25 protein-coding genes are annotated in these 24,423 nt (G+C 50.8%); 13 read left to right on the top strand and 12 right to left on the bottom strand.

Annotated elements, in window-relative coordinates; genetic code table 11:
• Nucleotide 1: 1 nt before the first annotated feature.
• Nucleotides 2–535, bottom strand: a complete 534-nt coding sequence (gene rppH, locus NV375_RS06375; RefSeq protein ID WP_126772762.1) for an RNA pyrophosphohydrolase — start codon at nucleotides 533–535, stop codon at nucleotides 2–4.
• An 89-nt stretch (nucleotides 536–624) separates the two neighbouring features.
• On the opposite strand from rppH, the gene mutH reads away from it, so the two are divergent.
• From mutH to arcA, 8 genes are all read left to right on the top strand, one after another.
• The gene (mutH, locus tag NV375_RS06380; protein ID WP_126771494.1) at nucleotides 625–1,281 is read left to right on the top strand and encodes a DNA mismatch repair endonuclease MutH; all 657 of its coding nucleotides are present in this window, start codon (nucleotides 625–627) and stop codon (nucleotides 1,279–1,281) included.
• Between the two features lie 144 nt (nucleotides 1,282–1,425).
• Complete coding sequence (locus NV375_RS06385; protein ID WP_258239914.1) at nucleotides 1,426–2,118, top strand: DUF2982 domain-containing protein; 693 nt, start codon at nucleotides 1,426–1,428, stop codon at nucleotides 2,116–2,118.
• A gap of 72 nt (nucleotides 2,119–2,190) precedes the next feature.
• Nucleotides 2,191–2,613: an ATP-dependent zinc protease gene (locus tag NV375_RS06390; RefSeq protein WP_258239913.1), complete on the top strand. Its 423-nt coding sequence runs from the start codon at nucleotides 2,191–2,193 to the stop codon at nucleotides 2,611–2,613.
• The gene (gene rimK / locus NV375_RS06395; RefSeq protein ID WP_258239912.1) at nucleotides 2,610–3,515 is read left to right on the top strand and encodes a 30S ribosomal protein S6--L-glutamate ligase; all 906 of its coding nucleotides are present in this window, start codon (nucleotides 2,610–2,612) and stop codon (nucleotides 3,513–3,515) included. The genes NV375_RS06390 and rimK overlap by 4 nt, the downstream gene beginning before the upstream one ends.
• A gap of 3 nt (nucleotides 3,516–3,518) precedes the next feature.
• Entirely contained in the window at nucleotides 3,519–4,544 is a 1,026-nt protein-coding gene (locus tag NV375_RS06400) for a succinylglutamate desuccinylase/aspartoacylase family protein (protein WP_258239911.1), read from the top strand.
• The gene (locus NV375_RS06405) at nucleotides 4,545–5,609 is read left to right on the top strand and encodes a class I SAM-dependent methyltransferase (RefSeq protein ID WP_258807364.1); all 1,065 of its coding nucleotides are present in this window, start codon (nucleotides 4,545–4,547) and stop codon (nucleotides 5,607–5,609) included.
• Nucleotides 5,606–7,216, top strand: coding sequence for a sensor histidine kinase (locus NV375_RS06410; RefSeq protein WP_258807365.1), 1,611 nt, complete (start codon nucleotides 5,606–5,608; stop codon nucleotides 7,214–7,216). The genes NV375_RS06405 and NV375_RS06410 overlap by 4 nt, the downstream gene beginning before the upstream one ends.
• A gap of 114 nt (nucleotides 7,217–7,330) precedes the next feature.
• Nucleotides 7,331–8,089 carry a two-component system response regulator ArcA gene (gene arcA, locus NV375_RS06415; protein WP_126771505.1) on the top strand — a complete coding sequence of 253 codons (759 nt, stop codon included), beginning with the start codon at nucleotides 7,331–7,333 and terminating at the stop codon, nucleotides 8,087–8,089.
• Here arcA and NV375_RS06420 read toward each other — a convergent pair.
• Nucleotides 8,069–8,407 carry an Hpt domain-containing protein gene (locus NV375_RS06420; RefSeq protein WP_258807366.1) on the bottom strand — a complete coding sequence of 113 codons (339 nt, stop codon included), beginning with the start codon at nucleotides 8,405–8,407 and terminating at the stop codon, nucleotides 8,069–8,071. The genes arcA and NV375_RS06420 overlap by 21 nt on opposite strands.
• A gap of 172 nt (nucleotides 8,408–8,579) precedes the next feature.
• Between NV375_RS06420 and folE2 the strand changes: the two genes are divergently transcribed.
• The 5 genes from folE2 to NV375_RS06445 all read left to right on the top strand — a co-directional run bounded on the left by folE2 (nucleotide 8,580) and on the right by NV375_RS06445 (nucleotide 13,937).
• Entirely contained in the window at nucleotides 8,580–9,518 is a 939-nt protein-coding gene (gene folE2, locus NV375_RS06425) for a GTP cyclohydrolase FolE2 (protein WP_241967832.1), read from the top strand.
• Between the two features lie 76 nt (nucleotides 9,519–9,594).
• Nucleotides 9,595–10,608: an adenosine kinase gene (locus tag NV375_RS06430; RefSeq protein ID WP_126771509.1), complete on the top strand. Its 1,014-nt coding sequence runs from the start codon at nucleotides 9,595–9,597 to the stop codon at nucleotides 10,606–10,608.
• Nucleotides 10,609–10,620: 12 nt separating this feature from the next.
• Nucleotides 10,621–11,985 carry an adenosylhomocysteinase gene (ahcY, locus tag NV375_RS06435; RefSeq protein ID WP_258807367.1) on the top strand — a complete coding sequence of 455 codons (1,365 nt, stop codon included), beginning with the start codon at nucleotides 10,621–10,623 and terminating at the stop codon, nucleotides 11,983–11,985.
• Nucleotides 11,986–12,002: 17 nt separating this feature from the next.
• On the top strand, nucleotides 12,003–12,584 hold the full coding sequence (locus tag NV375_RS06440; protein ID WP_258807368.1) for a GNAT family N-acetyltransferase: 582 nt from the start codon (nucleotides 12,003–12,005) through the stop codon (nucleotides 12,582–12,584).
• A gap of 12 nt (nucleotides 12,585–12,596) precedes the next feature.
• Nucleotides 12,597–13,937: an FAD-binding oxidoreductase gene (locus tag NV375_RS06445; RefSeq protein ID WP_258807369.1), complete on the top strand. Its 1,341-nt coding sequence runs from the start codon at nucleotides 12,597–12,599 to the stop codon at nucleotides 13,935–13,937.
• A gap of 4 nt (nucleotides 13,938–13,941) precedes the next feature.
• Here the strand turns inward: NV375_RS06445 and NV375_RS06450 are convergent, their stop codons facing one another.
• From NV375_RS06450 to NV375_RS06495, 10 genes are all read right to left on the bottom strand, one after another.
• Complete coding sequence (locus tag NV375_RS06450; protein WP_258807370.1) at nucleotides 13,942–15,090, bottom strand: ABC transporter permease; 1,149 nt, start codon at nucleotides 15,088–15,090, stop codon at nucleotides 13,942–13,944.
• On the bottom strand, nucleotides 15,087–15,821 hold the full coding sequence (locus tag NV375_RS06455; protein WP_126771519.1) for an ATP-binding cassette domain-containing protein: 735 nt from the start codon (nucleotides 15,819–15,821) through the stop codon (nucleotides 15,087–15,089). The genes NV375_RS06450 and NV375_RS06455 overlap by 4 nt, the downstream gene beginning before the upstream one ends.
• A 10-nt stretch (nucleotides 15,822–15,831) precedes the next feature.
• Entirely contained in the window at nucleotides 15,832–17,307 is a 1,476-nt protein-coding gene (locus tag NV375_RS06460; RefSeq protein WP_258807371.1) for an alpha/beta hydrolase, read from the bottom strand.
• 97 nt (nucleotides 17,308–17,404) lie between these two features.
• Nucleotides 17,405–17,776: a DUF3718 domain-containing protein gene (locus tag NV375_RS06465; protein ID WP_258807372.1), complete on the bottom strand. Its 372-nt coding sequence runs from the start codon at nucleotides 17,774–17,776 to the stop codon at nucleotides 17,405–17,407.
• A gap of 159 nt (nucleotides 17,777–17,935) precedes the next feature.
• Nucleotides 17,936–18,445 (bottom strand): type 3 dihydrofolate reductase, encoded by a 510-nt coding sequence (gene folA / locus NV375_RS06470; protein ID WP_258807373.1) that lies wholly within the window; start codon nucleotides 18,443–18,445, stop codon nucleotides 17,936–17,938.
• Between the two features lie 123 nt (nucleotides 18,446–18,568).
• A complete protein-coding gene (gene cgtA / locus NV375_RS06475) occupies nucleotides 18,569–19,738 on the bottom strand; it encodes an Obg family GTPase CgtA (RefSeq protein WP_258807374.1) in 1,170 nt (389 codons plus the stop codon).
• An 80-nt stretch (nucleotides 19,739–19,818) separates the two neighbouring features.
• Nucleotides 19,819–20,076 (bottom strand): 50S ribosomal protein L27, encoded by a 258-nt coding sequence (gene rpmA, locus NV375_RS06480; protein ID WP_126771528.1) that lies wholly within the window; start codon nucleotides 20,074–20,076, stop codon nucleotides 19,819–19,821.
• Between the two features lie 17 nt (nucleotides 20,077–20,093).
• Nucleotides 20,094–20,405 carry a 50S ribosomal protein L21 gene (gene rplU, locus NV375_RS06485; RefSeq protein WP_126771530.1) on the bottom strand — a complete coding sequence of 104 codons (312 nt, stop codon included), beginning with the start codon at nucleotides 20,403–20,405 and terminating at the stop codon, nucleotides 20,094–20,096.
• 224 nt (nucleotides 20,406–20,629) lie between these two features.
• On the bottom strand, nucleotides 20,630–21,601 hold the full coding sequence (gene ispB, locus NV375_RS06490) for an octaprenyl diphosphate synthase (RefSeq protein ID WP_258807375.1): 972 nt from the start codon (nucleotides 21,599–21,601) through the stop codon (nucleotides 20,630–20,632).
• Between the two features lie 106 nt (nucleotides 21,602–21,707).
• Entirely contained in the window at nucleotides 21,708–24,338 is a 2,631-nt protein-coding gene (locus NV375_RS06495) for a TonB-dependent siderophore receptor (protein ID WP_258807376.1), read from the bottom strand.
• Nucleotides 24,339–24,423 lie beyond the last annotated feature (85 nt).

Raw genomic sequence — 24,423 nt, forward strand, 5'->3', positions numbered from 1 at the left:
ATTAACGTTTCCGTCTGGGGCCGCGCTGTTTCCGTCCGCCGGGTTTGCCTTGGGGTTGCGGTGTCGGCATGACAATTGGCGCGAATTCTTTCATCACGCGCCGATAGACATCCTTTTTAAACGACACGACTTGACGCACCGGATACCAATAACTAACCCATCGCCAGTTATCAAACTCCGGATGCGAGGAGCAATGGACATCAACGTCCTGCTCTTGGCATTTTAAGCGCAGCAAAAACCATTTCTGCTTTTGGCCGATACAAGTGGGCCGCTGTTCGCGTCGAATGAGACGTTTCGGCAAGCGGTAGCGAAACCAGTTACGACTGGTATACACGATTTCCACTTGTTCAGGTTTTAACCCTACCTCTTCGTACAGTTCCCGGTACATGGCTTGCTCTGGCGTTTCACCATCGTCAATGCCTCCTTGTGGAAACTGCCAACTATGTTGCCCAAACCGACGCGCCCAAAACACTTGTCCCTGCTCATTACAGATAATGATTCCAACATTTGCGCGGAATCCTTCTGCGTCTATCACGCGGGCATCCTCTAAAATTCGACTTCTGTCATTGATTTTTCCATAATCGAGCCCTGAAAGAAAGTGCCAAGCCACGAATAAGGAGCCCAATGAGCGACCTGCGTACATTATTTAACGCCGCCAGCGATTTAGCAGGCCTCAGTTTTGCTGAATTAGCGGCGCGCCACGGCTTAGCTGTACCCGCCGATCTGCGGCGCCATAAAGGCTGGGTTGGCCAACTGTTAGAAACAGCTTTGGGCGCCAGCGCTGGTTCGCAAGCCTTACAAGATTTTCCAGAACTCGGGGTTGAGCTTAAGACGATCCCGCTGGATGCCAACGGCAAGCCCTTAGAGACCACCTTCGTCTGCACTGTTCCTTTGCTGGATACCAGCGGAGTGAACTGGCAAGCAAGTAATGTACGTAACAAACTACAATGCGTGTTATGGATCCCCATTGACGGTCGGCGTGAGGTGCCGCTGGCTGAACGCTCGGTGGGCACAGCTTTTTTATGGCAGCCGAGCGCTGACGAAGAGGCGCAATTGCGCCATGACTGGCAAGAGCATATGGATAAAATCGCCATGGGTCAGGTCGAAAGTATTACGGCGCATCAAGGTGAAGTTTTACAATTGCGACCAAAGGCGGCGAATAGCAGAGTTCTTACCGATGCGATTGGCCCGAACGGCGAAAAGATTCAGACGTTACCGCGGGGCTTTTATTTAAAGACATCGTTCACCGGTGCTATTATTCGCAAGACATTTAATCTGTAGCCCGTGGTTCTACCACGGGCATAACCTGACGTTTTGACCATGATCATGGTCGTACAGATCCCCCGTGGTAGAACCACGGGCTACACACTTTAGGTTTAAACAAACAGCAAATAGCGAATAGCAAACATCGCTCTTAAGGCTCTTATGACTGAACTTAAGGTACAACCGGCGGCACGACGAGACGCACTGAGCTTTTGCATCGGTGGTGTTGCCCTGTTTGCCGTGACCATGTTTCTTTATCTGGCCGACTTCGACTTCCCGCAAGCCGCATGGGCACTGCTGTACATTGCCAGTGCCGCGATCTTCTTGCTGGGGGTTGCTAAAATTGTCGAACCTCCCGTCAGTTTGGTGATCACGCCACAAAATATTCGCTACGAACATCGCCGCGGTACGTGGCAACTGGAGTGGGATAATTTGTTGCGCTTTGATATTCCACGCACGCATCGCGGCCTCGAGCTTGAAGAGCTGCCTTACATTGGTTTTCGTGTGCACGACATGGAGCCGGTACTCGATAGCATTTCGCCGCGACTTGCAGTTTATTTGGTCAGTGAACAACGGCATTTACTCGCTGCGGCGTTGCGCCGTGAGCAGCCGGAACTCAACGACTACACCCCCTACTACGATATTCCAACCAGCTACAAAGCCCCCAGTGGTAAGCTGTACCGCGGCGTGCAGGCCTTGTTTGCCGTGCGCTGCGAGCAACTCCGTCAACTCCTCGGTTATGACCTTTACGTGCCCGCCAGTGCACTCGATCGTCCACTCGATGAATTTTGTCAGTGGATGCAACAGGTTAAGCAGCATCGACAAACCGTTAAAAGCGAGTCCGACAAGCGTTGACGCTTGCTGTTTAGCCGCTGCGGCTATATTCTTTGCAAGTAGTTTAACTTTTCGCTTGGAGTGAAACAGCGCATGCAAACTTTGGGTTGGCGCGAATGGGGAGCTCTCCCCGACCTCGGCATTACTGCCATTAAAATGAAAGTCGACACAGGCGCGCGAACCTCGTGCTTGCACGCTTTTAAATTAGAGCCCTTTAACAAAGACGGGGAAAACTGGCTGCGGATATGGGTACACCCAGAGCAAGACTCTAATCGTGAACACATGTGCGAAGCTAAGATTCACGATCAACGCGAAGTTACCGACTCAGGCGGCCACACCGAGTTACGCTACGTCATAAAAAGCAAACTTAAAGTTGGCGATTTCTATGACGATGTTGAGCTAACCTTGACCAATCGCGACAGTATGAAATTTCGTATGTTGCTCGGCCGTCAAGCAATGCGAGGTGTGTTCTTAGTCGATCCCGACGCATCCTACCTACAAGGAGTTCTCTCATGAGGATTGCGATTCTATCGCGCAATGCCAAGCTCTATTCTACTCGCCGCCTGATTGAGGCCGGTGAAGCTCGCGGCCACACTGTTGACGTTCTCGACCCACTGCGCTGTTACATGAACATTAACGCGCGTGAATCATCGATTCACATGAAGGGGAGTGACTTACCACAGTATGATGCAGTTATTCCGCGGATTGGCGCCTCAATTACCTTCTTTGGTACTGCCGTACTGCGGCAATTTGAAATGATTGGCACCTACCCATTGAACGAGTCGGTTGCGATTTCACGTAGCCGGGACAAGTTGCGTTCATTGCAACTGCTCAGCCGCAAAGGTATTGGCCTGCCGACCACTGGTTTCGCCAGTCAACCGCAAGACATTCCCGACTTGATCGAAATGGTCGGTGGTGCGCCACTGGTGATCAAATTACTTGAAGGCACCCAAGGAATTGGTGTGGTACTTGCGGAAACGCGGCAAGCGGCGGAAAGCGTGATCGAGGCCTTTATGGGGCTGGAATCGCACATTATGGTACAGGAATACATCAAAGAAGCTGGCGGTGCCGATATTCGCTGCTTCGTCATTGGCGACAAAGTCATCGCGGCAATGAAGCGCCAAGCGAAACCCGGTGAGTTCCGTTCCAACTTGCACCGCGGTGGTTCAGCGAGCTTGGTCAAGCTCACACCTGCCGAGCGCGCAACGGCTGTGAAAGCAGCAAAAACCATGGGCTTGAACGTCGCTGGTGTCGATATTTTACGCTCGAACCATGGACCATTGGTAATGGAAGTCAATTCTTCACCTGGCCTTGAAGGTATCGAGACAGCAACTGAAAAAGATGTCGCGAGTCAGATTATTAGTTTTATCGAAAAAACAGCGAAGGCGCACAAAACGCGCACTAAAGGGAAAGGTTAGAACGTGAAGAAACCGGTCGCTTTTAAGCTTGCGGGACAAAAAATCGCGCCAGGCTCGCGCCATAGTATCAAGATCCCTGCGGCGCGACTCTATAACGACACCCCCATGGATTTGCACGCAGAAGTCTTTCATGGCACCAAACCGGGGCCGGTTTTGTTGGTCTGTGCGGCCATTCATGGCGATGAATTAAACGGCATCGAGATTTGCCGTCGACTGATTAGTCAAACTGAACCACAGGAGCTCAGTGGTACCTTGATTGTGGTGCCGGTGGTCAATGTGTTTGGTTTCATTCAACAATCGCGCTACCTGCCCGACCGTCGCGATCTTAATCGTTGCTTTCCTGGTTCCGAACGCGGCGCATTAGGTAGCCGGTTAGCCTTCTTGTTTAACGAAACCTTAGTGCAAAATGCGACGCACATCGTCGATTTACACACTGGGGCGATTCATCGCAGTAACTTACCGCAGATTCGTGTCGACACCGATAACGCTGAAGCTTTGGAAATGGCGCACGCCTTTAATACCCCGGTGATCTTGCACTCCAAAGAGCGCGATGGTTCGTTACGTTCCGTGGCCTCAGAAATGGGCATCCCGCTGATTTTGTATGAAGCAGGCGAAGCCTTACGCTTTGATTACGCAGCCATCAAAGCTGGCGTCATCGGCGTGCAAAACGTCATGAAAAACTTGAAGATGCTCAAAGGCCGCCGCACGCGCAAAAAAGTGAAGCCGGTAGTGGCGCATCGCAGTGCATGGATTCGCAACGAACATGACGGCCTCGTGGTACCGCAAGTACAACTTGGCCAAACCCTGCAAAAAGGCCAAGTCATTGCGCAGACCGTGAACCCCCACGGTGACGAAATGCACCCGTTACGCAGCCCTTATAACGGCATTGTCATCGGTATTAGCAATATCCCGGTGGCCAATGAAGGTGAGGCGCTCTTTAATGTGGCGCAGTTCGATGAAGACGTGTTTGAGGAAGCTTCATCAAGCGTCGATGTTTTTAGTGAAGCCTACGACGGTAAACCGATTTAAATGACTATATCTAAAAGCTTAAGCCTCCCCTCACAATTAGTGATTCGCCAAGCCGCACACATCAGCGGCGAGGCATTATTGGCGGTGAATCCACCTGATTCGGGCTGGGCTGACGACCTCACCATCACCAATAGCTGGCATTGGCACGCGGGATACGCACAGCAGTGGCCGCAAACGCACCATTTTGGTGCAACACCGCCAACGGGAAGCTTTGACGGTGCTATTTTATGGCTGCCGAAAGAAAAGAAGCTGACCGAATATGTTTTGGCAGCACTCGCCGACCTGCTACCGAGCGGCGCTCCGCTCTGGCTGGTTGGCGAAAAACGTAGTGGCATCAAGAGTATTCATAAAACCCTGCAAGCGCCGTGGGGCCCCGCGCAAAAACTTGCCGACGGCAATCATTCAAGTTTGTTGGTCACCCACTTAAGCGCGCAGCAAACCTCTTTCAATGCCGCCGACTATTTAGTCACCAAAGAACTTCCGCAGCCGCCACTGTCCCCCTTGCAGTTAGCCAGCTATCCGGGTGTTTTTGCCTACCCTGGCATCGATGCCGGCAGTGCCATGTTGCTTGAACACTTACCACAGTTTAAAGCCGGCGGTGCGGTGCTCGATTTTGCCTGTGGCCATGGCGTATTGGGGGCTTGGCTGCAACGCCTGCAACCCGAACTCGACATCAGTTATCTTGACGTCAGTGCGATGGCGCTCGCCGCATGTGCCAAAACCCTTGAACTGAACGGGCTCAGTGGTGAATTGATTGCCGCCGATCGGTTGCATAGTGAGCTCCCCAAGTATTCGGTCATCGTCAGCCACCCACCGTTTCACACTGGCCAAGCAACGGATTACAGTATTGGTCAACAATTCTTGCAGAATGCCCGGCAGCACTTAACCAATGATGGCGAACTCTGGTTGGTTGCCAACCGCTTTTTACCTTGGCCAGAGCTGATCGAAGCCAGCTTCGGACATTGCGAGCGTATTGCGCAAGATAACAAGTTTGCGGTTTATCGAGCAGTGAATCGAGCAGTGAATCGAACGGCTCGCAGCAAGCCGCGCCGAGGTCGCAGATGATCACCAGCGGGTCCATTCGGCAAAGCATCACCTGGTTGGTGGTCAGCATTAGTGTGCTGGTCAGCGGCTTTGCTTTGCTGGCATTGAGCCTACTGCATATTAATGAAGTTGATGCCGCCAGTGAGCAACGCGCGCAGGACATCGCCAAAGTTATCGCCGATGTGAGCAGCCGCTACTTGCTGTTCGAAGATGCCGAAGGGCTAACCTCGTACTTACGCTTCTTCCGCTCAAGCTCGGTAGTGCAACATATCCATATTTATCAACGACCTACTATTGAAAATGGCGAGCAACTACGTTATTTCACCAGCTACAACCGTGAAGGACTCGCGCCCATTCCGGTACGCAGTCCTGAACGCATCCAGAATTTCGGTGTGGTCACCAAAGACAACTCTATTGAGGTGACCGCCCCCATTGATATCGACACCGAACGGTTAGGGACGGTTTATGTACGCATTGGTCGCGAATTTGCTAACCAAACCACTTGGCGCACTTTCGCGACCTCAAGTGCCGCACTGATTGTAGTAGGATTACTTGCTTGGTTATTCAGTTTGCGCGCTCGCGCAACCTTACTACGCCCGATTGAACAAGCGATTGGCACAATTCAACGCATTAGTCGTAACCGCGATTACTCCATTCGGCTACCTGAGTCGAACCTGATTGAGTTACAACAGCTCAGCTTGTCGTTCAATACCCTGTTGGCCCGCGTCGAACAACATTTGGAACGGCAGCAACACGCTGAGCGTCAAGCCAACGAGTTGAACGCCGAGTTGGAACGCCAAGTACAGCAACGTACCAACGCCCTACGTGACTCTAATCACGAGTTGATGGAAACGCTTGAGAAGTTGCATCAGTTTCAAAAACAGCTGATCGAAAACCAAAAAATGCAGTCATTGGGCGATCTCATAGCTGGCGTTGCGCACGAAATTAACACCCCCGTAGGTTTGGTCATTACTTCGACGTCGATTTTGCAGGATAAGCTGGAGTTGATGCAGCAAAAATTTGCTGAAAACACCATTACTCGTAAAGACTTCGAACGCTTTATGGAGGCTAGTGACGAAAACCTCAGTTTAATTCGACGTAATATTGAACGTACCGCCGACCTTATCAATCAATTCCGCCAGCTCGCCATGGATCAGTTTGTTGAAGAAGCACAAACCACATCCGCATTAGAACTCCTGCAAACCGTGCTGCATGCGGCACGTCAACGATTTGCTAAGCTCAATGACCTTGATGTGATCCTCAATTGTCCGGCAGAATTACAAGTGACCACACGCGTTGGGCCACTGCAGCACGTCTTGAAGCAGCTCTTTGAGAACTCTGCACTCCACGCCTTTGCCGAGCGCGAAAGTGGCCAAATAGAAGTGGCTATTGAACGCATCGATGGTAATCATGTTCAAATTCGCTATCGCGACAACGGTAGCGGGATTCCAGAGTCCGTCGGACGACGTGCTTTTGACCCCTTTGTCACAAGTCGACGGCGGCAAGGCTCAACGGGGTTAGGTTTGCATCTCGTGTATAATCTCGTCACCCGCGCATTAGAAGGCACTATCGAACTTGAATCGCAGGCTGGCCAATACACTGAGTTTTTGCTCACAATTAAAGCTTAATGTAAAAACTTGTGCATTCGCTTGCAGGAAATTTACGCACTTATTAGAATCTCGTGCTACACTTCTTGGTGTACACCATATTTCAACATATGTTAACGACGAACGGATCAACCCATTATGAGCGCTAGATTATTAATCGTAGAAGATGAAGTCGTCACCCGAAACACATTGACGCGCCTTTTCCAACAAGAAGGCTACGACGTCTACGATGCTGCGGATGGCATGCAGATGCAACGTATCATGGCGCGTCAGCAAGTAGATTTGGTGATCATGGATGTCAACCTTCCAGGTAAGAGTGGTATTGAGCTCGCAGAGAACTTTCGTGAAAGCGAAAATGTCGGCTTAATCTTCTTGACCGGAAGAGACGCAGAAGAAGACCGCTTATTAGCCTTGGAATTAGGCGCTGACGACTACATCATTAAGCCATACAACCCGAAAGAGTTGTTGATGCGCGTGCGCAACTTATATCGCCGCATCGAGGCACTAAAAAGCCAACAAAAAACCATTGGCCACGACAGTGTGGTTTATGAGTTTAATGGCTGGCGTTTAGAAAGTGATAGTCGCTGCATGTTCTCGCCAGACGGTAAGATGTTCCGCCTGCCAAAAAGCGAATACCGCGCTATGGAATTATTCTTGAGTAATCCAGGTAAGATTCTTGACCGCGAAACCTTAGTGAAGAAAATGCTCGACCGCGAATTACGTCCAAATGACCGCACCGTCGATGTGGCCATCCGCCGTATTCGCCGTCACTTTGAAGCCGATAACAGCTCGCCGAATTTAATTACCACGATTCATGGTGAAGGTTATCGCTTCGTTGGTGAAGTGGCTATCCGTCACCTCGACCAACCTTCGTTAAACACGCCGAGCGTTTAACCACGCTTCGATCTGGTGCTGGTGCGCGGGCAAGTCTTTTGCCCATTGCGCCAGCTCAGTTTCTGCTTCTTTCCAGCTCCAAGACTCACGCTCAAACCGCTCCATGGTTTTCGCAAGTTCCGTAAGTCCCATCGAACGGCATGCGCCTTTCACGCGATGTGCTTGACTACGAACGTCCTGTTCTTTGCGCTCTTTCACCAACCACTGCAAATGGTCTAAATAACCACCAATGTTATCGGCGAACGTCATATACATCTCGTGCACACCCTCGTCGCCCATGAGATCTGCGTACTGCTCAAGAAGATCTTTATCTAGCATTGCTTGCTTTCCTTGTGCTGAAACCGATAAGGCCTATCGAAAATCTTTTCCCTAAAAATTGAACCCGTTATGGCAAACTACCGTAATCAGGTTAAATCTTGTATACTATCGCCCCTTTTTTGGGAACTATTGTACTTTTTGTACTCAATGCAATGTTTGGAGCCGTAATCGCATGCCGACAGCTACACCGACAATGATGCCAGATATCGCCAATCAAACCAAAGCACAAACTGAAGGTGCGCTCGATTGGGTTGGCATGAGTAACATCGAGATGCCCTTGGTCGTTGGTGCGGCCAACGAACCGGAGCGCCCGGTGAGCGCTTTGGTTGACGCTTTTGTGAACCTGAAAGATCCAAAAGCCAAAGGCATTCACATGTCGCGCCTCTACTTATTGTTGGAAGATCTTTCCAACAACGATGTGCTCTCGCATCAGTCGCTCAGCAAATTACTCCATGACTTTATTGATAGTCATGAAGGCCTTGCAGATCAAGCTTATGTGAAGTTTAGCTTCGATTATCATTTGCGTCGTAAAGCGCTGATTAGCAAAAAGCCGGGTTGGAAAGCCTACCCAGTCACGGTGATTGGCCGTTATGACCATGGCAAGCTCTATTTACAGCTCGGTGTTGACGTACCTTACTCGTCAACCTGCCCATGCTCAGCTGCGCTAGCGCGTCAATTGATTCAAGATGCCTTTGCCGATCAGTTTGGCACCGACGCCGATGTTGACGCTGAAATGGTGCATCGCTGGCTAGGCACCACACAAGGCATCGTTGCGACCCCGCATAGCCAGCGCTCAATCGCTGAAGTCAAAGTGGTGATGGGCGAACAGGTTTCTGAGCTCCCCATCATTGCCTTGGTTGATGCCATCGAAGATGCGTTACAAACGCCAGTGCAAGCTGCCGTTAAACGTGAAGATGAGCAGGAGTTTGCGCGCTTGAACGGACAAAACTTGATGTTCTGTGAAGACGCTGCGCGACGTTTGCAGCACGCGTTAAATCAACACCACGAGTTTTCTGACTTCTGGGTACGCGTGAATCATTACGAATCATTGCATGCTCACGACGCCGTAAGTATCACTACCAAAGGTGTTCCGGGCGGCTTTAAGTCCTAATTTATCGACCTTCAAATCCGGCTGCTGTATACTTAGCGGCCGGATTTTTTTGTTTAAGAACCAACCTGAGTATCACATGGATTCAATTGATATCGTCGGCATCGGCAATGCGCTGGTCGACCAAGAGTTTGAAGTTACCGACCAGTTTCTAAGCCAGCACAACATCGAGAAAGGCATGATGACCTTGATCGAAGACGCCGAACAGGAAAAGCTTATTGCCGAGCTTGCTAAGCGTGGTGAATTAAAGAAGCAGTCAGGGGGTGGCTCTGCTGCCAACTCATTGGTCGGTTTTAGCCAATTTGGCGGTAAAGCCTTTTATTGCTGTAAGGTTGCCGATGACCAAGCCGGTCAATTCTACTGCGAAGACCTTGAGAACGTGGGTATTACCACCAACACCGGCAACCAAAAGCATGAAGGTAAAACCGGCCGTTGTTTAGTAATGATCACGCCTGACGCCGAACGTACCATGCGTACTTACTTGGGAATCACCGCAGATTTAAGCATTGCCGAACTTGATGAAGAAGCGATCGCTCGTGCCGAATACCTTTACATTGAAGGCTATCTCGTCACTTCGCCAATTGCCCGCGAAGCCATTACTCGCGCCAAAGAAGTTGCCCGCGCAAACGGCACAAAAATCGCCATGACCTGCAGCGATCCTGCAATGGTCAAATATTTCCGTGACGGCATCGATGAGATCCTCGCAGGCGGCGTTGATGTGATGTTCTGTAATCAGGAAGAAGCACGGATCTTAACTGGCACCGATGACGTACAAGCTGCGTTGCAACAATTACAACGTCACGCCAAACTAGTTGCGATTACCCTTGGCAAAGACGGCGCACTGCTAGGTGACGGCACGCGCCAAGTCGCCGTTCCAGGTATCCCGGTGAAAGCGGTCGACACCAATGGTGCTGGCGATATGTTTGCCGGCGCAATGATGTTCGGCTTGGTGCGTAACTACCCGTTATCGGCTTGTGGTTTGTTAGCGAGTCATGCGGCGGCATCGGTGGTGTCGAGCTTTGGTCCACGGTTGAGTTTGGACCAACAGCAGCAGTTGCTCATTAAGCTACAACACGAACCTGAATTCAGTTAACAGAGGTTTTTTATGTCAGATTACAAAGTTGCCGATATCAGTCTTGCCGACTGGGGTCGTAAAGAAATTTCTATCGCCGAATCAGAAATGCCGGCACTGATGACCATTCGCCGTAAATACGCCGCACAAAAGCCACTGCAAGGCGCGCGTATTATCGGCTGTATTCACATGACCATTCAGACCGCAGTGCTGATCGAAACCTTGATTGAGCTTGGCGCGGAAGTGCGTTGGTCCTCGTGTAACATCTTCTCGACTCAAGACCATGCTGCAGCCGCGATGGCTGCCGCCGGTGTACCGGTGTTTGCGTGGAAAGGTGAGACGGAAGAAGAATACGAATGGTGCCTTGAGCAAACCTGCCACAAAGACGGTGAGCTATGGGATGCCAACATGATTTTAGATGATGGTGGTGACTTGACCCTGTTGATCCATGACAAGTATCCACAAATGCTCGACAAAGTGCACGGTATCACTGAAGAAACCACTACGGGTGTGCACCGTTTGCTGGAAATGTTGAAGCACGGCACGTTGAAAGTTCCTGCGATTAACGTCAACGACTCGGTTACCAAATCGAAGAACGACAACAAATATGGCTGCCGTCACTCATTAAACGATGCAATCAAGCGTGCTACCGACCACTTGCTCTCAGGTAAAAAAGCCTTGGTCATTGGATACGGTGACGTAGGTAAAGGCTCAGCGGCAAGTTTACGCCAAGAAGGCATGATCGTGCGCGTTGCAGAAATCGATCCTATTTGCGCTATGCAAGCCTGCATGGACGGTTACGAAGTTGTATCACCTTACATCAACGGTGTGAACACCGGTGACGCGAGCGGCATCAACAAAGAACTTCTGCAAATGATCGATTTGATCGTGACCACTACCGGTAACGTCAACGTCTGTGATCGCCACATGCTTGCAGCACTAAAATCAACTGCTGTGGTGTGTAACATCGGTCACTTTGACAATGAAATCGACACCGCTTACATGCGCAAGAACTGGCGCTGGGATGAAGTGAAGCCACAGGTACACAAAATTTACCGCAGTGACGACGATAACGACTACCTGCTGTTGTTGTCCGAAGGGCGCTTGGTGAACCTTGGTAACGCGACGGGTCATCCAAGTCGGATCATGGACGGTTCGTTTGCAAACCAAGTCTTGGCGCAACTTCACTTGTTTGACGAAAAGTTTGCTGACTTGCCAGCCGATCAAAAAGCTGACAAGCTGCGCGTTGAAGTTTTACCTAAACAGCTTGACGAAGAGGTCGCGCGCTACATGGTGCAGGGCTTCGGCGGCGTAATGACCAAACTAACGCAAGAGCAAGCTGATTACATTCACGTGAATGTAGAAGGCCCGTTTAAGACGGACGAGTACCGCTACTAAAACGAATGGTGTCAACAATGACGCAGAAACAACCGGTAGTCACCTACCGCGAACTAACGGCCGCTGATCATGCGGCCGTTATTGAATTAGGTAACCGTGTTCACGGTGACAATTACCTAACCGAAGAAAACCTTGCCGACTACGTTGAGCGCGGGCAATTAAATGGTGTGAACCTGAACTGGCTAGCCTTTGTCGATGGTGAGTTAGCAGGCATTCGCCTAACCTTCGCGCCTGGTAAATGGGACATCGATGCGTATTGTACGCCAACCAAGTGGCCCGTTGCGCCCGAGCATATGTGCTACTTTAAATGCGCGGCGGTTGCCGAAATTAGCCGTGGGTTAGGTGTTGGCCGTGGGCTCCTTGAGCGCTCAACGGCTGCTGCGCAGCAACTTGGCTGTAAAGCCGGCCTTGCGCATATTTGGATGCAAAGCCCAAATAATAGTGCATACTCTTACTTCACCCGCTGCGGCGGTGCGATGGTCAATGAACACCCTGACCGTTGGTACGAGCTCTCGGTACACGGCGGCTACCACTGCCCCGTCTGTGATGGCATCTGTCATTGCACAGCAGGTGAGATGATTTTACGTTTCGATACTTAAGAGTTAACGCCCATGTACGATCCGCTTGTCGATGACTTTCCTGGTCCTGCGCAACCGCATGTACGAAGTTATTGGCAAGCGCGCCATGGTGCTGAGCTTGCACAACTCCCAAACGCTAATGCTGCGCTGCCAGAACATGCCGATATCATCGTTATTGGTGGCGGCTACACCGGCTTAAATGCGGCCTTAGAGCTTGCTGAGCGCTTTGGCCAACAGGTCGTGCTGCTCGAGGCAAACAAGCTTGGTTGGGGCTGCTCTACTCGTAATGCAGGCTTCGCCATGCCTGGAACCGGACGGCTTGGTTACGGGGATTGGGAGAAACGCGTTGGCGTCGACGTTACCCAAGCGATTAAGGACGAATATGAGCACGCATTCGCACGGCTACAACGTCATGTCGATGCTTGTCCTGCTGGGTTAGAGGCGCAACGCGGCGGCTACCTGAAAATTGCCCACAATCCACAAGCCATCGAGTCCTTACGGGCAAGCTTTAACATCTTAAAACGCTATGAACCTGCAACCAAATGGCTCGATGCCGCAGGCATTCAAGCACGAGTGCATAGCCCGCAGGCCCACGCCGCAATTCATTACCCACAAAGTTTCGGCCTTAATCCTTTGCTGCTTTTGGCAAGTGTGGCGCGTCAAGCATCGGCTGCTGGCGTGAGCATTATCGAAGATGCGCCGGTGAAACAGTGGGATCGGGTTGAACAACTTCACCGTCTACATACCGGTAAAGGTCGCATTTGCGCCCCGAAAGTCGTTATCGCAACCAATGGCTATACGCCTAACCACCTGCATCCAAGCATTCATGGCCGGAGTCTTCCGGTGCTTTCAAGTGTGATTGTTACGCGCCCATTGACGGCGGACGAGAAGATTGCGATAGGCCTGCAAAGTACCGAGTTGGTCATGGATACACGCACGCTGAAATACTATTACCGGTTATTACCTGATGGTCGTCTGATGTTTGGTGGACGCGGCGCTATTCGCGGTAAAGATGCTCATCACCCACGTTATGCGCGCCATTTGCTCGAAGCATTGCGTGGCACATTCCCAGCCTTAAAAGAACTTACCAATGCCCCGCCCGATTTCTATTGGAGTGGCTGGGTCAATGTTGCGTTGGACAACTACCCACGGATCTATACTCCAGCACCGGGGATTTTTACTAGCATGGGGTATTGCGGAGCAGGCGTGACCTTTAGCCAACTCGCTGGGCAGCGTTTGGCAGAGCTAGCGATGGGAGAAGAACTGCCAGCTCTGCCATTTTACCAATCGGCACTACCTAAATTTCCGTTGCCGCATTTACGCCGTGTCGGCCAATGGGCTTTTTACCAACTCGCGCGGTGGCGCAGCCTGTAAAGCTTTACAGGCCAAATACCACTTTCTCACTGCTCAGCATACGACTGATCAACTTCAGCAATAGTATCGACACGACAAATGTTGCCAGCGCACTGATGCCCATCGCCACCCATTGCAACGGCTCGCCCTTGATAATGTCGAGCAATGCTTGGTGTTGACCGGTTAGCGGTAAGTAGTACAAAATTTGGTTCTTCACCTTGGCAAACTCGACGCCAAACACGACCAGCATCGGCGCCATTAACAACAACGAAATGTAGGTCTGCGCTTCTTTAAAGCTCTTCGCTCGGAACGAGACAAACAGCTGTAACGCCGTTGCCAACAGCGCCAAAGGTACCAACAACACAATAATGAGCAGGATCATTGGCCACGCAAGTGACACACTCATGCCAATTTCATGCAATGGTAAGAATTTAAAAATAATTGGAATCAGAATTGCACTAAGTAGACCGCCAAACATGGCAAATGCCGACGCCGCCAGTGACTTACCCCACACCAACTGATGGGTCGTCAACGGTTGTGATAGCAATAGTTCTAACGAATTGCGTTCACGTTCACCGGCGCTAATATCAATGGCGACGTTCATCCCCGAGAAAAACACCGAGAGCAGGATGAAAATCAGCACACTACCCATCAAAATAGCGGCTTTAGAACCTTTGGTGGCGGTGTCATGCTTAACCAAGTCGACACCTTGGGTAATACGAGGATCGATGCCACGCATCTGCAATCGAATATAGCTCAATTGCTTGCTGTAGTTTTCAACTGCTGATTCAACCCGACGAATATCGGTGCGTTGCTTTTGCGACGAGAAATCTGCCGTCAGCGTCACTTTCGCCGGCTGTGCGGTGGCTATGCTTTCATCCCAACCCTCAGCAATCGCTAACACGATCGGCTGCTGCCCAGCTGGCCAAGCTTCGTCACGTTGCACCACACCGTTGCGTTCAAGATGCTCAACAAATGCCGGTGCATGCGCGGCACCCTCAATGTCGATCTTTACATCACTGTCGTCAGTAAGCTGGCTGATCAGCACGTAAAATGCTACCGCCATCAGTAACGGACCGAAAAAGGCATAAGACATCGCTGCCATCACCGAACGCTTATCCCGTAGGGCATCTTTAAGTTCTTTGCGAAAAACAATAGTTATGGGTGACTTCATGCTGCAATGCCCTCGTCGGTACCGATAATCTTCACAAAGGCTTCTTCTAAAGCGCTTTCCCCAGTTTGCTCACAAAGTTCGGTTGGCGTTCCTTGGGCAGCAACTTTACCGGCCGCAACGACGACCACTTGGTCACAAAGTGCGGCGACTTCTTGCATGACATGACTCGAAAACAGAATGCTCGTACCTTGGTCGCGAAGTTCACGTAATAAGTCACGTAAAATACGCGTGCTCATCACATCGAGACCGCGACTTGGTTCATCCAAAATAAGATGCTTGGGACGATGCACGATGGCCTGAGCAAGCGCTACTTTCATGCGCTGACCTTGCGAGAAACCTGTCGCGCGACGATCGGCAATGGCATTCATATCGAGGCGGCTAAGTACCTCAGCTACTGCGGCATCACCAGCTTCGCCTTCCATACCATGCAGGGTGGCGAAATAACTGATTTGCTCACGCGCCGTCAGTCGCTCGTACAAGCCAAATTTATCTGGAAAAATACCTATTTTGCGACGTACTGCCAACGGGTCTTTGTTCGCATCAACACCGTCGATAAGGGCTTCGCCGCTATCCGCTTTTAATAACCCATAAATGGTACGTAAACAGGTGGTTTTACCGGCCCCATTGGGCCCCAGCAAGCCAGTGATTTGTCCTTCTGGAGCACTAAACGTCAGGCCGTCCAGAGCAGTCACTTTACCGAAGGCTTTTTGTAATGATTTTACTTCGATCATGGTGGCTCTCTTATAATCCTTTACCGTTACTATTCAAAATGAAAGGTTGTGGGCGCTGCTTTAATAAGCAGCTTTCGTCGAGTGCAGCAAGGTCGCGATCTTTAATAAATTGCGCTGCTAGCTTGTTTGCACAGGTGTGTCCCACAATCGTGTGTGCACCATGTGGCGCAACCAAATGCCGCGATTGTGTAAGCGTTTCGCCAGCCAACTCGCCCCACGCGGGTGGTGTTACCGGATCGAGTTCACCCGAAAGTAACAAGGTTGGCACCGAGCTTTCGACGGGGTTAAACCAATCGCTCGGTCTTTCTGCTGTGGGCCATACCGAACACATTTCAATGAACGCATCGCCAGTACGGCTTCCAATAAAGGTATTATCACCATCTTCCGCTAGCAGTTCGTCGCTGGCTCGTGGTAGGTCTTCGCTACACAGCACACTGAGGGTTAGGCCCATATAAAGTTCAGATTGTGCCATGGTGCTACCCAGCAGGCCGGTCAGCGGCGTGTAATCGCCATTCGCCGTTTGCTGAATCACAAATGGCAACATTTGCCGTGTGGTCGGGTGATACAAGCCCACTCGCATTACCGAACTGAAACGTCCGGCGGTGATGAGAATATCAACCGGTTCATTGGTCAGCGGATCACGTACTGTCAACGGCACTGGATTGGTTTCTAAGCGGTTCATTAAATCAGTGTAAGTACGCTCAAGGTCCGGAAACGCGGTGCTGCAGGGTTGCGAGGCCGCACAGTTTTCCAATAACTTCGTAAAAGACATTGCCCCGTGTCGACCGAAAGGTCCCACCACGACTTGAACTGGTGCTAAGGCATCCAGCACAGCGGCCCGAACCGATTCACCCGCTTCGCGTAAATACACAAGCCCTGCGCGCGAGCCATAAGAGCCGCCGTACAAGTTTACTTGTTTATAGCCTAGGGCTTCGCGAACAGCTTCAAAATCACGAATCGCATTAACCGTGTGGTATTGGGTTAAATCACGATCTTTGTAGTCCGCTAAGCAGTCGCTTGCCACCGCCGCCAAATCGATGTCGTCGTCAGCTTTGACTAACTCTTCGACGTGATTCAAGTCACAGGACAATGGTGCGGACTGGCCGGTACCACGCTGGTCGATTAATAAAATGTCGCGCTGTTGTCGCACGCTTTGGAAGATGCGATTGATCATTGCCGCCAATTCCGTAGCAGCTTGTCCTGGGCCTCCTGCGAGAATAAGTAAAGGGTCTGCTTGCTTATTTTCACGTATCGCCGGGAGCACCGCAAAGTGAATCGCCAGTTTGCGGCCGTTCGGCGCAGCATAGTTTTCTGGAACTTCAAGGCTACCGCACTGCACTTGCTCGGAGATGTTATCTAAGTAGCACTGCTCAAGTTGCAAGTCAGCTTTACCTTGCTGGGGCTCAACTGAAGCTTGCTCTTGCGCCACAACAGGGGTCGAAATGATTCCTGCGAGAAGCAGCCAGGGCGCTATTACAGTTTTCATGCGTTGTTATCCATTTGTAATCAATGGATGCAGTCTACCGCTTTGCCTTGCTATTAAAAAGACTAGAAACTGTAAATAAATATGGCAGAGGTTGCACTTAGAAGGTATTGGGTTGTGGTTGGCGATCGCTTAACGCTTGACCAATGACGGTATCGCCATAGCCATTTTCGACGGCCCACTCGTAGTCGCCGGCTTCACGTAGATCACTTAGCGGAACACTGCGAACGATAAATGAACCAACATCATGGGAATTGGTTTTGAGGGCAAACTGGATGAGTGACGCACCATTGCAACGGATGCTTGAATAAACGTCACGCATGCGGACACGCAACTCCCGCATCTTATTTTGTAGTCTGCTGGTGTCGTTATCACGTACATAAGCGCAAAACACCAAAGCAATTTCTTCGGAGGCAAATCGATATTGCGCGTAAGCGGGTTGTGCGGGTGCCGTTAGCATCGTAATTGCCATTGCTGTGGCAAGTCCGTATGAAACGCATTTGAACATCAGAGCGACCTTTGTTTTCCCCAAAACAACGTCATCCTACCCCGCTGGTTTACGGGTTACAACGGAATAAATTGTTAATGTAAGCGCTTTTGCTTACCAATTTTTCACATTGTCGCTGCTTAATTATCGTGCAGAAGTCACGCGATCGTAAACTAAGGTTCTGAACATGTGCGGATTTTTTGCATCACTTGGATGCTCAACTTGCTCACGCAGCTGCCACTCACCTAGGGCTTGAAAATCAGGGAACCACGTATCACCTTCGACGTTCACATCAATTTCGGTAATATACAAACGCTGCGCATGGGGCAAGAATTCGTTATAAACGTGACCACCGCCTATGATCATCAGCTCATCGGTTTCACCGGCGGCAGCAACAGCTTGCTCAGCATCGCTTACCCAAACAACGCCCTGCTCGTCTTCATGGGGTTGTTGGTAGCGCCGGCTTAGGACAATATTCAAGCGTCCAGGTAACGGCCGGCCAATCGATTCATAGGTGGCACGACCCATTACGACAGGCTTGCCGAGGGTGATGCGTTTGAAGTGTTGCAGTTCTGCTGGAAGGTGCCATGGCATCGCACCATCTTTGCCGATGACGCGATCGTTTGCCATTGCCGCAATCAATGCAATTCGCATAAAAACCCCGTTGTTCGTGGTACCCCGTGGTTCTACCACGGGTTCGATCTGACGTTTTGACTATGTTGGTTCAATCCGGGCGTTACCCGTGGTAGAACCACGGGCTACAACGAATAACTGTGTTTATTTTTGGTAGATGACCTCGACGTCGTAGTCGTCGTCATCAAAGTCATCATCATCATCGTCGTCATCATCGAAGCCGTCAAGCTGCTCTTGATGATACGTATCCCATTTAAATTCTGTCGTTTGCTGTGCTTGATCTGCTTCTTCTTCCGCGCTTGGTTTCGGCAGTTGTTCGAGATACGTCATGATCTCTTTGCACAACTGCTCGGTGCCTTTATTGCTGAGGGCAGAAATTTTATAAACTGGGCCGTCCCAATCGAGGGCAGCTTTCAGCTCTTGCAAGCGCTCTTCCGCTTCTTCTTCCGTCAACAAATCAACTTTATTGACGACCAGCCAACGGGGCTTTTCAGCAAGTTTAGGGCTGTACATTTTCAGTTCGTTGACGATGGTTACTGCCTGAGTGCTTGGATCGGTGCCATCGTACGGCGCCAAATCAACAAGGTGCAGCAACAAGCCACAGCGCTCGAGGTGCTTGAGAAACTGAATACCTAAGCCAGCGCCTTCAGCAGCGCCTTCGATTAGACCAGGGATATCTGCGATAACAAAGGTTGCATGTGGCACTGGGCGCACAACACCAAGGTTAGGCACCAGCGTGGTAAATGGGTAGTCGGCAACTTTCGGCTTAGCTGCTGATACCGAGCGAATAAAGGTCGACTTACCGGCATTCGGCATACCTAAAAGACCTACATCAGCAAGTAGCATCAGTTCCAGCTTAAGCGTACGAATCTCGCCCGGGGTGCCCATGGTTTTCTGCCGCGGTGCACGGTTGGTGCTGCTCTTAAAACGCGCATTACCAAGGCCATGAAAACCACCTTTTGCAACCATTCGACGCATGCCATGCTTGGTTAAATCACCCAACACTTCGCCGGTTTCTTGGTCGGTGGCACGCGTACCCACAGGCACTTTCAGAATAATGTCTTCGCCGCGCTTACCGGTACAGTTTTTACCCATACCATTTTGTCCGCGCTGGGCTTTATGAATATGCTCAAAACGGTAATCGAGCAACGTATTTAGGTTTTCATCGGCTTCTAGATAAACGTCACCGCCGTCGCCACCGTCACCGCCATCGGGGCCACCTTTTGGGATGTATTTTTCACGTCGAAAACTGACTACGCCGTTACCGCCGTCGCCCGCTTCTACGCGAATTTCTGCTTCATCTACAAACTTCATCTTAAAACCTACCTACGACTATTAAAAAACCCCGCCACAAAGGACGGGGTTTCTTTGTCTTGCGTTAGCGCGACTGAAATTTATTCAGTAACGATGCTAACGTATTTGCGGTTCTTAGGACCTTTCTCCGCAAAAGAAACTTTGCCGTCCGCTTTAGCGAACAAAGTGTGGTCACGACCGATACCTACGTTATCACCAGCGTGGAAACGAGTACCACGTTGACGAACGATGATGCTACCAGCCAATACTGACTCACCACCGAAGCGCTTTACACCCAGACGTTTACTTTCTGAGTCACGACCGTTTTTGGTTGAACCACCAGCTTTTTTGTGTGCCATGTGTCGTTACTCCTTAATTAACCGTTAAAACCAGTGATTTTCACTTCAGTGAACCACTGACGATGACCTTGATGTTTCATGTGGTGCTTACGACGACGGAACTTGATAATGTTCACCTTGTCAGCACGACCATGGTTGACCACTTCCGCTTTAACGGATCCACCAGAAACAAAAGGCGCGCCGATTTTCACGTCGTCACCGTTCGACAGCATTAATACTTGGTCGAACTCAACCACATCACCAGTGGCTGCTTCCAGCTTTTCCAGGCGGACGATTTGGCCTTCAGTAACACGGTGTTGCTTACCGCCACTTTGGAATACTGCGTACATAACTTTCTCCGATTTGCCCGTCTGGGCGCGTTTAGTTTTAAATCAGGGCGCGAATTATAAACAAACTCCCTGCGGGAGTAAAGGCCTAAAAGCGCTGTTTGCTATTCGCTGTTCGTGCGCTCACTGCGTTCGCTGTTCGGTAACCCGTGGTTCTACCACGGGTAACGTCCGAATTGAATCAACATGGTCGAAACGTCAGATTAAACCCGTGGTAGAACCACGGGCTACGCGACGCGGTCGATGGCGATGTCGGCCAGGGCATGTAACGCGTCGCGGTGCTGCGACGCTGGCAACACCGCCAGTTGCGCTTGCGCCAGCTGCGCTTCTTTTAACGCGCGATCGCGTGTGTAATCCAATGCGCCAGTGCGACGCATCGCTGCCAAAATCGTTTGCAAATGCTCGCGACCGTCGCCCTGTTCAATCGCACCACGAATCAATTGTGCTTCTTCGTCATTGCCGTGCCACATGGCATACAGCAATGGCAAGGTCGGTTTACCTTCCGCTAAATCGTCACCAGCTTGCTTGCCCATGACATCGCTATCTGCGGTGTAATCCAAAAGATCATCAACCAACTGGAAGGCAGTACCGAGGTGACGACCATACGCCGCCAACGCTTCTTCTACTTCTGGGCTTTCATTCGCGAGTACCGCACCAAGTTGCGTTGCCGCTTCAAAAAGTTTCCCGGTTTTACCGTAGATCACGTCGAAGTAGCTGGCTTCTGTGGTATCTGGATCGTTGCAGTTCATTAACTGCAACACTTCACCTTCAGAAATCACATTGGTCGCATCGGCCAAGATTTTCATGACTTTCATCGATTCGAGCGTCACCATCAGCTGGAATGCTCGCGTGTAAAGAAAGTCACCTACCAACACACTGGCTTCGTTGCCAAACACAGCGTTGGCGGTTTCTTGGCCACGGCGTAATTCAGAAGCATCAACCACATCGTCATGCAGCAAGGTAGCGGTATGGATGAATTCGATAATCGTTGCCAAGGTCAGGTGACCTTGCCCCTCATAACCCACAGCTCGTGCAGCCGTAACCGCAAGCAGCGGACGCAAACGCTTGCCACCACTGTTGACAATATAAAGACCAAGTTGATTAATAAGTGCAACGTCAGATTTTAACTCGTCACCGATAAGGGTGTTGACCCCTTTCATATCGGCAGCCATTAATTCAGAGATCTCATTTAACTTCATACGGCGTCGCCAACAACGATAAGAAGGTTAAGATCTTACAAAGAAAAAGGGACGGGGTCGACCCCCATCCCTTCGACTTCGCGTATTTTTACGGCTTGCGCAACAATTAGAAGCGATATTGTGCTCTTACATAATAGAATCCGCCGTTCACGCCCATTGGCGAGGTTGGTGGATACTCAGAACCCACTAAGCCAGCATAAGGGTTCTCGTCAGGGCGCTCATCAAATAAGTTGCGCGCTCCGCCTGCGACCTTCCACTGCTCAGTGAAGCTGTAACCGAGTTCTAAATCTACTGTGGTTTCTGCTCCCGCAAAGATATCGAGGCCACCACCGGCGTCGACGTGGTCTTCATAGTACTCACCAAAGTAGTTCAACCGCACTAAAGTGTTGAGTTTGTCACGTTGCCAATCAAAGGTAAGCGTTGCGCGATGCTCTGGCAGGTTATCTTCAAGCATCATGACTTTCGCTAAATTGATATAGGCTGGATTAAACTCATCGACGGTGGTGTCGGTCCAGTTATAGGCCAAACCATACTTCATTTCGCCGTCCCACAGGTCATGGGTATAGTTCGCTACAACATCGATACCTTGAGTGGTCGTTTGGAAGTCATTAGCAAAATACACCACACTGCTGTAGCTGCTGGCGTCACGAATACCTTGCTCGAGCAACGCATCAATGTCGGCTTGCGTTAAAGGAATTGCCGAGGTACGCGTTAGGCGATCGCTCACTTCAACGTTAAAGTAGTCAACCGTTAGGTAGAAGCCATTGGCAAACTCACCTACCAAACCTAAGCTATAGGCAGTCGACTCTTCCGGCTCAAGTGGCTTACCACCTTTCAGCGCCGCAATCGGATTGGTCGGTGGCAGCAACGCTTGGTCTTGTAACTCGCTACCAACGAAAGCTGTGGTAACGTTCACAACATTACTCTGCCCCACCGTTGGCGCTTTAAAACCAGTGCTCACGGCACCACGTAAGGCCCAATCGTCGGTCAGTTGTAAGCGCGCTGAGATTTTACCGTTCAACGTTTCACCGAAGTCGGTAAAGTCCTCGTAGCGAACTGCAACACCCATCATAAAGTCTGCGGTTAAATAGGTCTCTGCATCGGCGTAAATAGCCCAGTTACCGCGGCTCCACTCACCTGCAGCCTCAGGTTTAATGCCCGGGAAACCGTTCGAGCCAATGCCAAACCCTTGCGACGTTCCAGTAGCGGGATCGAAGGCAAGACTGCCAACCGCGTAGGATGCTGGATCACCGACTTCCTGTTTGAACGTTTCACGGCGATACTCGATACCGGTTGCGACATTAATCGCGTCATAAAAACCATCAACGTCGATAGCCTTACTCAGGTCAAAGTTAAAGTTTTTCTCGAGTTGACTTGCCGCACCCGGCTCGAAGCTGGTCGGCGTATCTGGACCGAGGCTTGGGTTCACCGTGCCAGTGATCAGATACTCGATACGCGAGTAGCCAACACCAATACTTGCATCGTAAAACCAATCACCATCGGTGTAGCCATTGGTACCAGCGACAAACGCAGCATCCGAAACGATTCCGCCGAAACGCGGGGTAAAGCCGCCTGGGAACATCTCGTTGAAGGCAAAACAGTTCGCGCCCACGGCGGTGCTGTTATCCGCTATCACCTGATAGTTAGGGCTCTCGAGTACATTGTCGCCGATGTGCACTTGTGGACATTCAATCCCAACGCCTACGCCATCGAGGTCGCCAACGAGTAATAAGGCATTGCCATCGCCATCGGTACCACCGTCATACACGCCACCACGGGTATGTGGATGACGATAGTAAAAGCCACCTTCAATTTCGCGCTCGGCGTAGTTGGCGTACAAATAAGCTTCTTTATTGTCACCTAAGTCGAGACCAAAGTTACCGAGTACTTTCATGTCGTACTTAATTTCTGGTGTACCCCAGATTTGCGCAGGGTCCTCAACGAACGTATTACCTGCAGCAATCAGTGCGGCGGCATCATCGCGTTGCACACTTCGGCTGGTAGGATCGGCAGACTTATATTCCATACTAAAGTTCGCATAGCCACGCTCCGACAACTCAAATCCAGCATTAGCAGCAACTTGGTACATTGCGCCGTCGCCTTCTGCGGTTTCACCATAACGCGCTTCAGCAGAGCCGCCGTCACTGGCATCTTTCAAGACAAAGTTAATGACCCCGGCAATGGCGTCCGAACCGTACTGTGCGGCAGCACCGTCGCGCAGCACTTCGACCTGTTTCAAGGCAATTGCGGGCAAGGTCGAGATATCAGGTCCCTGCGCGCCATCTGACAAGCCACCGCCAAGAAAAGTAATGACCGCCGAACGGTGACGACGCTTTCCGTTCCACAGAACGAGCGTGTGGTCCGACGCCAAACCGCGCAGATTAGCAGGACGCACCAAGGTCGAAGCGTCGTTGATCGGTTGGTCATTGACGTTGAACGAAGGCACGACGGTCGACATCATGGTCATCATGTCGGTTGAGCCCTGCTCCATAAACTCTTCGGCTGAAATAATATCCAATGGTACTGCTGAATCCCCCACCGAACGCGGCGCTGAACGTGTACCTACAACAGCAATACGTTCTTCTGCTTTTTCGACTTGCTCTTCTTGTTGATCATTGTTGGCTTCTTGCGCATAGGCGCTTGAAGTTGTCAGAAGTGGAATTGATGCAGCGAACAGAACCAAACTGATCGACTGCGCTAAACGTGTTTTAGACCCAGGCACTTTCGATATGGCCATGAGACCTTCCCCCTTGTTGCTATTATTATTTTTGTTCTATGACCAAGCTCATAGAACTATTACAAATAGCTTAACGCAGATCAAA

This window comes from Pseudidiomarina sp. CB1, assembly GCF_024752025.1.
Taxonomy (GTDB): domain Bacteria; phylum Pseudomonadota; class Gammaproteobacteria; order Enterobacterales; family Alteromonadaceae; genus Pseudidiomarina.

Bases quoted from the DNA above. Each gene is read 5' to 3' on its own strand.
- mutH (WP_126771494.1), top strand. From the start codon at position 625: ATGAGCGACCTGCGTACATTATTTAACGCCGCCAGCGATTTAGCAGGC.
- NV375_RS06385 (WP_258239914.1), top strand. From the start codon at position 1,426: ATGACTGAACTTAAGGTACAACCGGCGGCACGACGAGACGCACTGAGC.
- NV375_RS06390 (WP_258239913.1), top strand. From the start codon at position 2,191: ATGCAAACTTTGGGTTGGCGCGAATGGGGAGCTCTCCCCGACCTCGGC.
- rimK (WP_258239912.1), top strand. From the start codon at position 2,610: ATGAGGATTGCGATTCTATCGCGCAATGCCAAGCTCTATTCTACTCGC.
- NV375_RS06405 (WP_258807364.1), top strand. From the start codon at position 4,545: ATGACTATATCTAAAAGCTTAAGCCTCCCCTCACAATTAGTGATTCGC.
- NV375_RS06410 (WP_258807365.1), top strand. From the start codon at position 5,606: ATGATCACCAGCGGGTCCATTCGGCAAAGCATCACCTGGTTGGTGGTC.
- NV375_RS06420 (WP_258807366.1), bottom strand. From the start codon at position 8,407: ATGCTAGATAAAGATCTTCTTGAGCAGTACGCAGATCTCATGGGCGAC.
- folE2 (WP_241967832.1), top strand. From the start codon at position 8,580: ATGCCGACAGCTACACCGACAATGATGCCAGATATCGCCAATCAAACC.
- NV375_RS06430 (WP_126771509.1), top strand. From the start codon at position 9,595: ATGGATTCAATTGATATCGTCGGCATCGGCAATGCGCTGGTCGACCAA.
- ahcY (WP_258807367.1), top strand. From the start codon at position 10,621: ATGTCAGATTACAAAGTTGCCGATATCAGTCTTGCCGACTGGGGTCGT.
- NV375_RS06440 (WP_258807368.1), top strand. From the start codon at position 12,003: ATGACGCAGAAACAACCGGTAGTCACCTACCGCGAACTAACGGCCGCT.
- NV375_RS06445 (WP_258807369.1), top strand. From the start codon at position 12,597: ATGTACGATCCGCTTGTCGATGACTTTCCTGGTCCTGCGCAACCGCAT.
- NV375_RS06450 (WP_258807370.1), bottom strand. From the start codon at position 15,090: ATGAAGTCACCCATAACTATTGTTTTTCGCAAAGAACTTAAAGATGCC.
- NV375_RS06455 (WP_126771519.1), bottom strand. From the start codon at position 15,821: ATGATCGAAGTAAAATCATTACAAAAAGCCTTCGGTAAAGTGACTGCT.
- NV375_RS06460 (WP_258807371.1), bottom strand. From the start codon at position 17,307: ATGAAAACTGTAATAGCGCCCTGGCTGCTTCTCGCAGGAATCATTTCG.
- NV375_RS06465 (WP_258807372.1), bottom strand. From the start codon at position 17,776: ATGGCAATTACGATGCTAACGGCACCCGCACAACCCGCTTACGCGCAA.
- folA (WP_258807373.1), bottom strand. From the start codon at position 18,445: ATGCGAATTGCATTGATTGCGGCAATGGCAAACGATCGCGTCATCGGC.
- cgtA (WP_258807374.1), bottom strand. From the start codon at position 19,738: ATGAAGTTTGTAGATGAAGCAGAAATTCGCGTAGAAGCGGGCGACGGC.
- rpmA (WP_126771528.1), bottom strand. From the start codon at position 20,076: ATGGCACACAAAAAAGCTGGTGGTTCAACCAAAAACGGTCGTGACTCA.
- rplU (WP_126771530.1), bottom strand. From the start codon at position 20,405: ATGTACGCAGTATTCCAAAGTGGCGGTAAGCAACACCGTGTTACTGAA.
- ispB (WP_258807375.1), bottom strand. From the start codon at position 21,601: ATGAAGTTAAATGAGATCTCTGAATTAATGGCTGCCGATATGAAAGGG.
- NV375_RS06495 (WP_258807376.1), bottom strand. From the start codon at position 24,338: ATGGCCATATCGAAAGTGCCTGGGTCTAAAACACGTTTAGCGCAGTCG.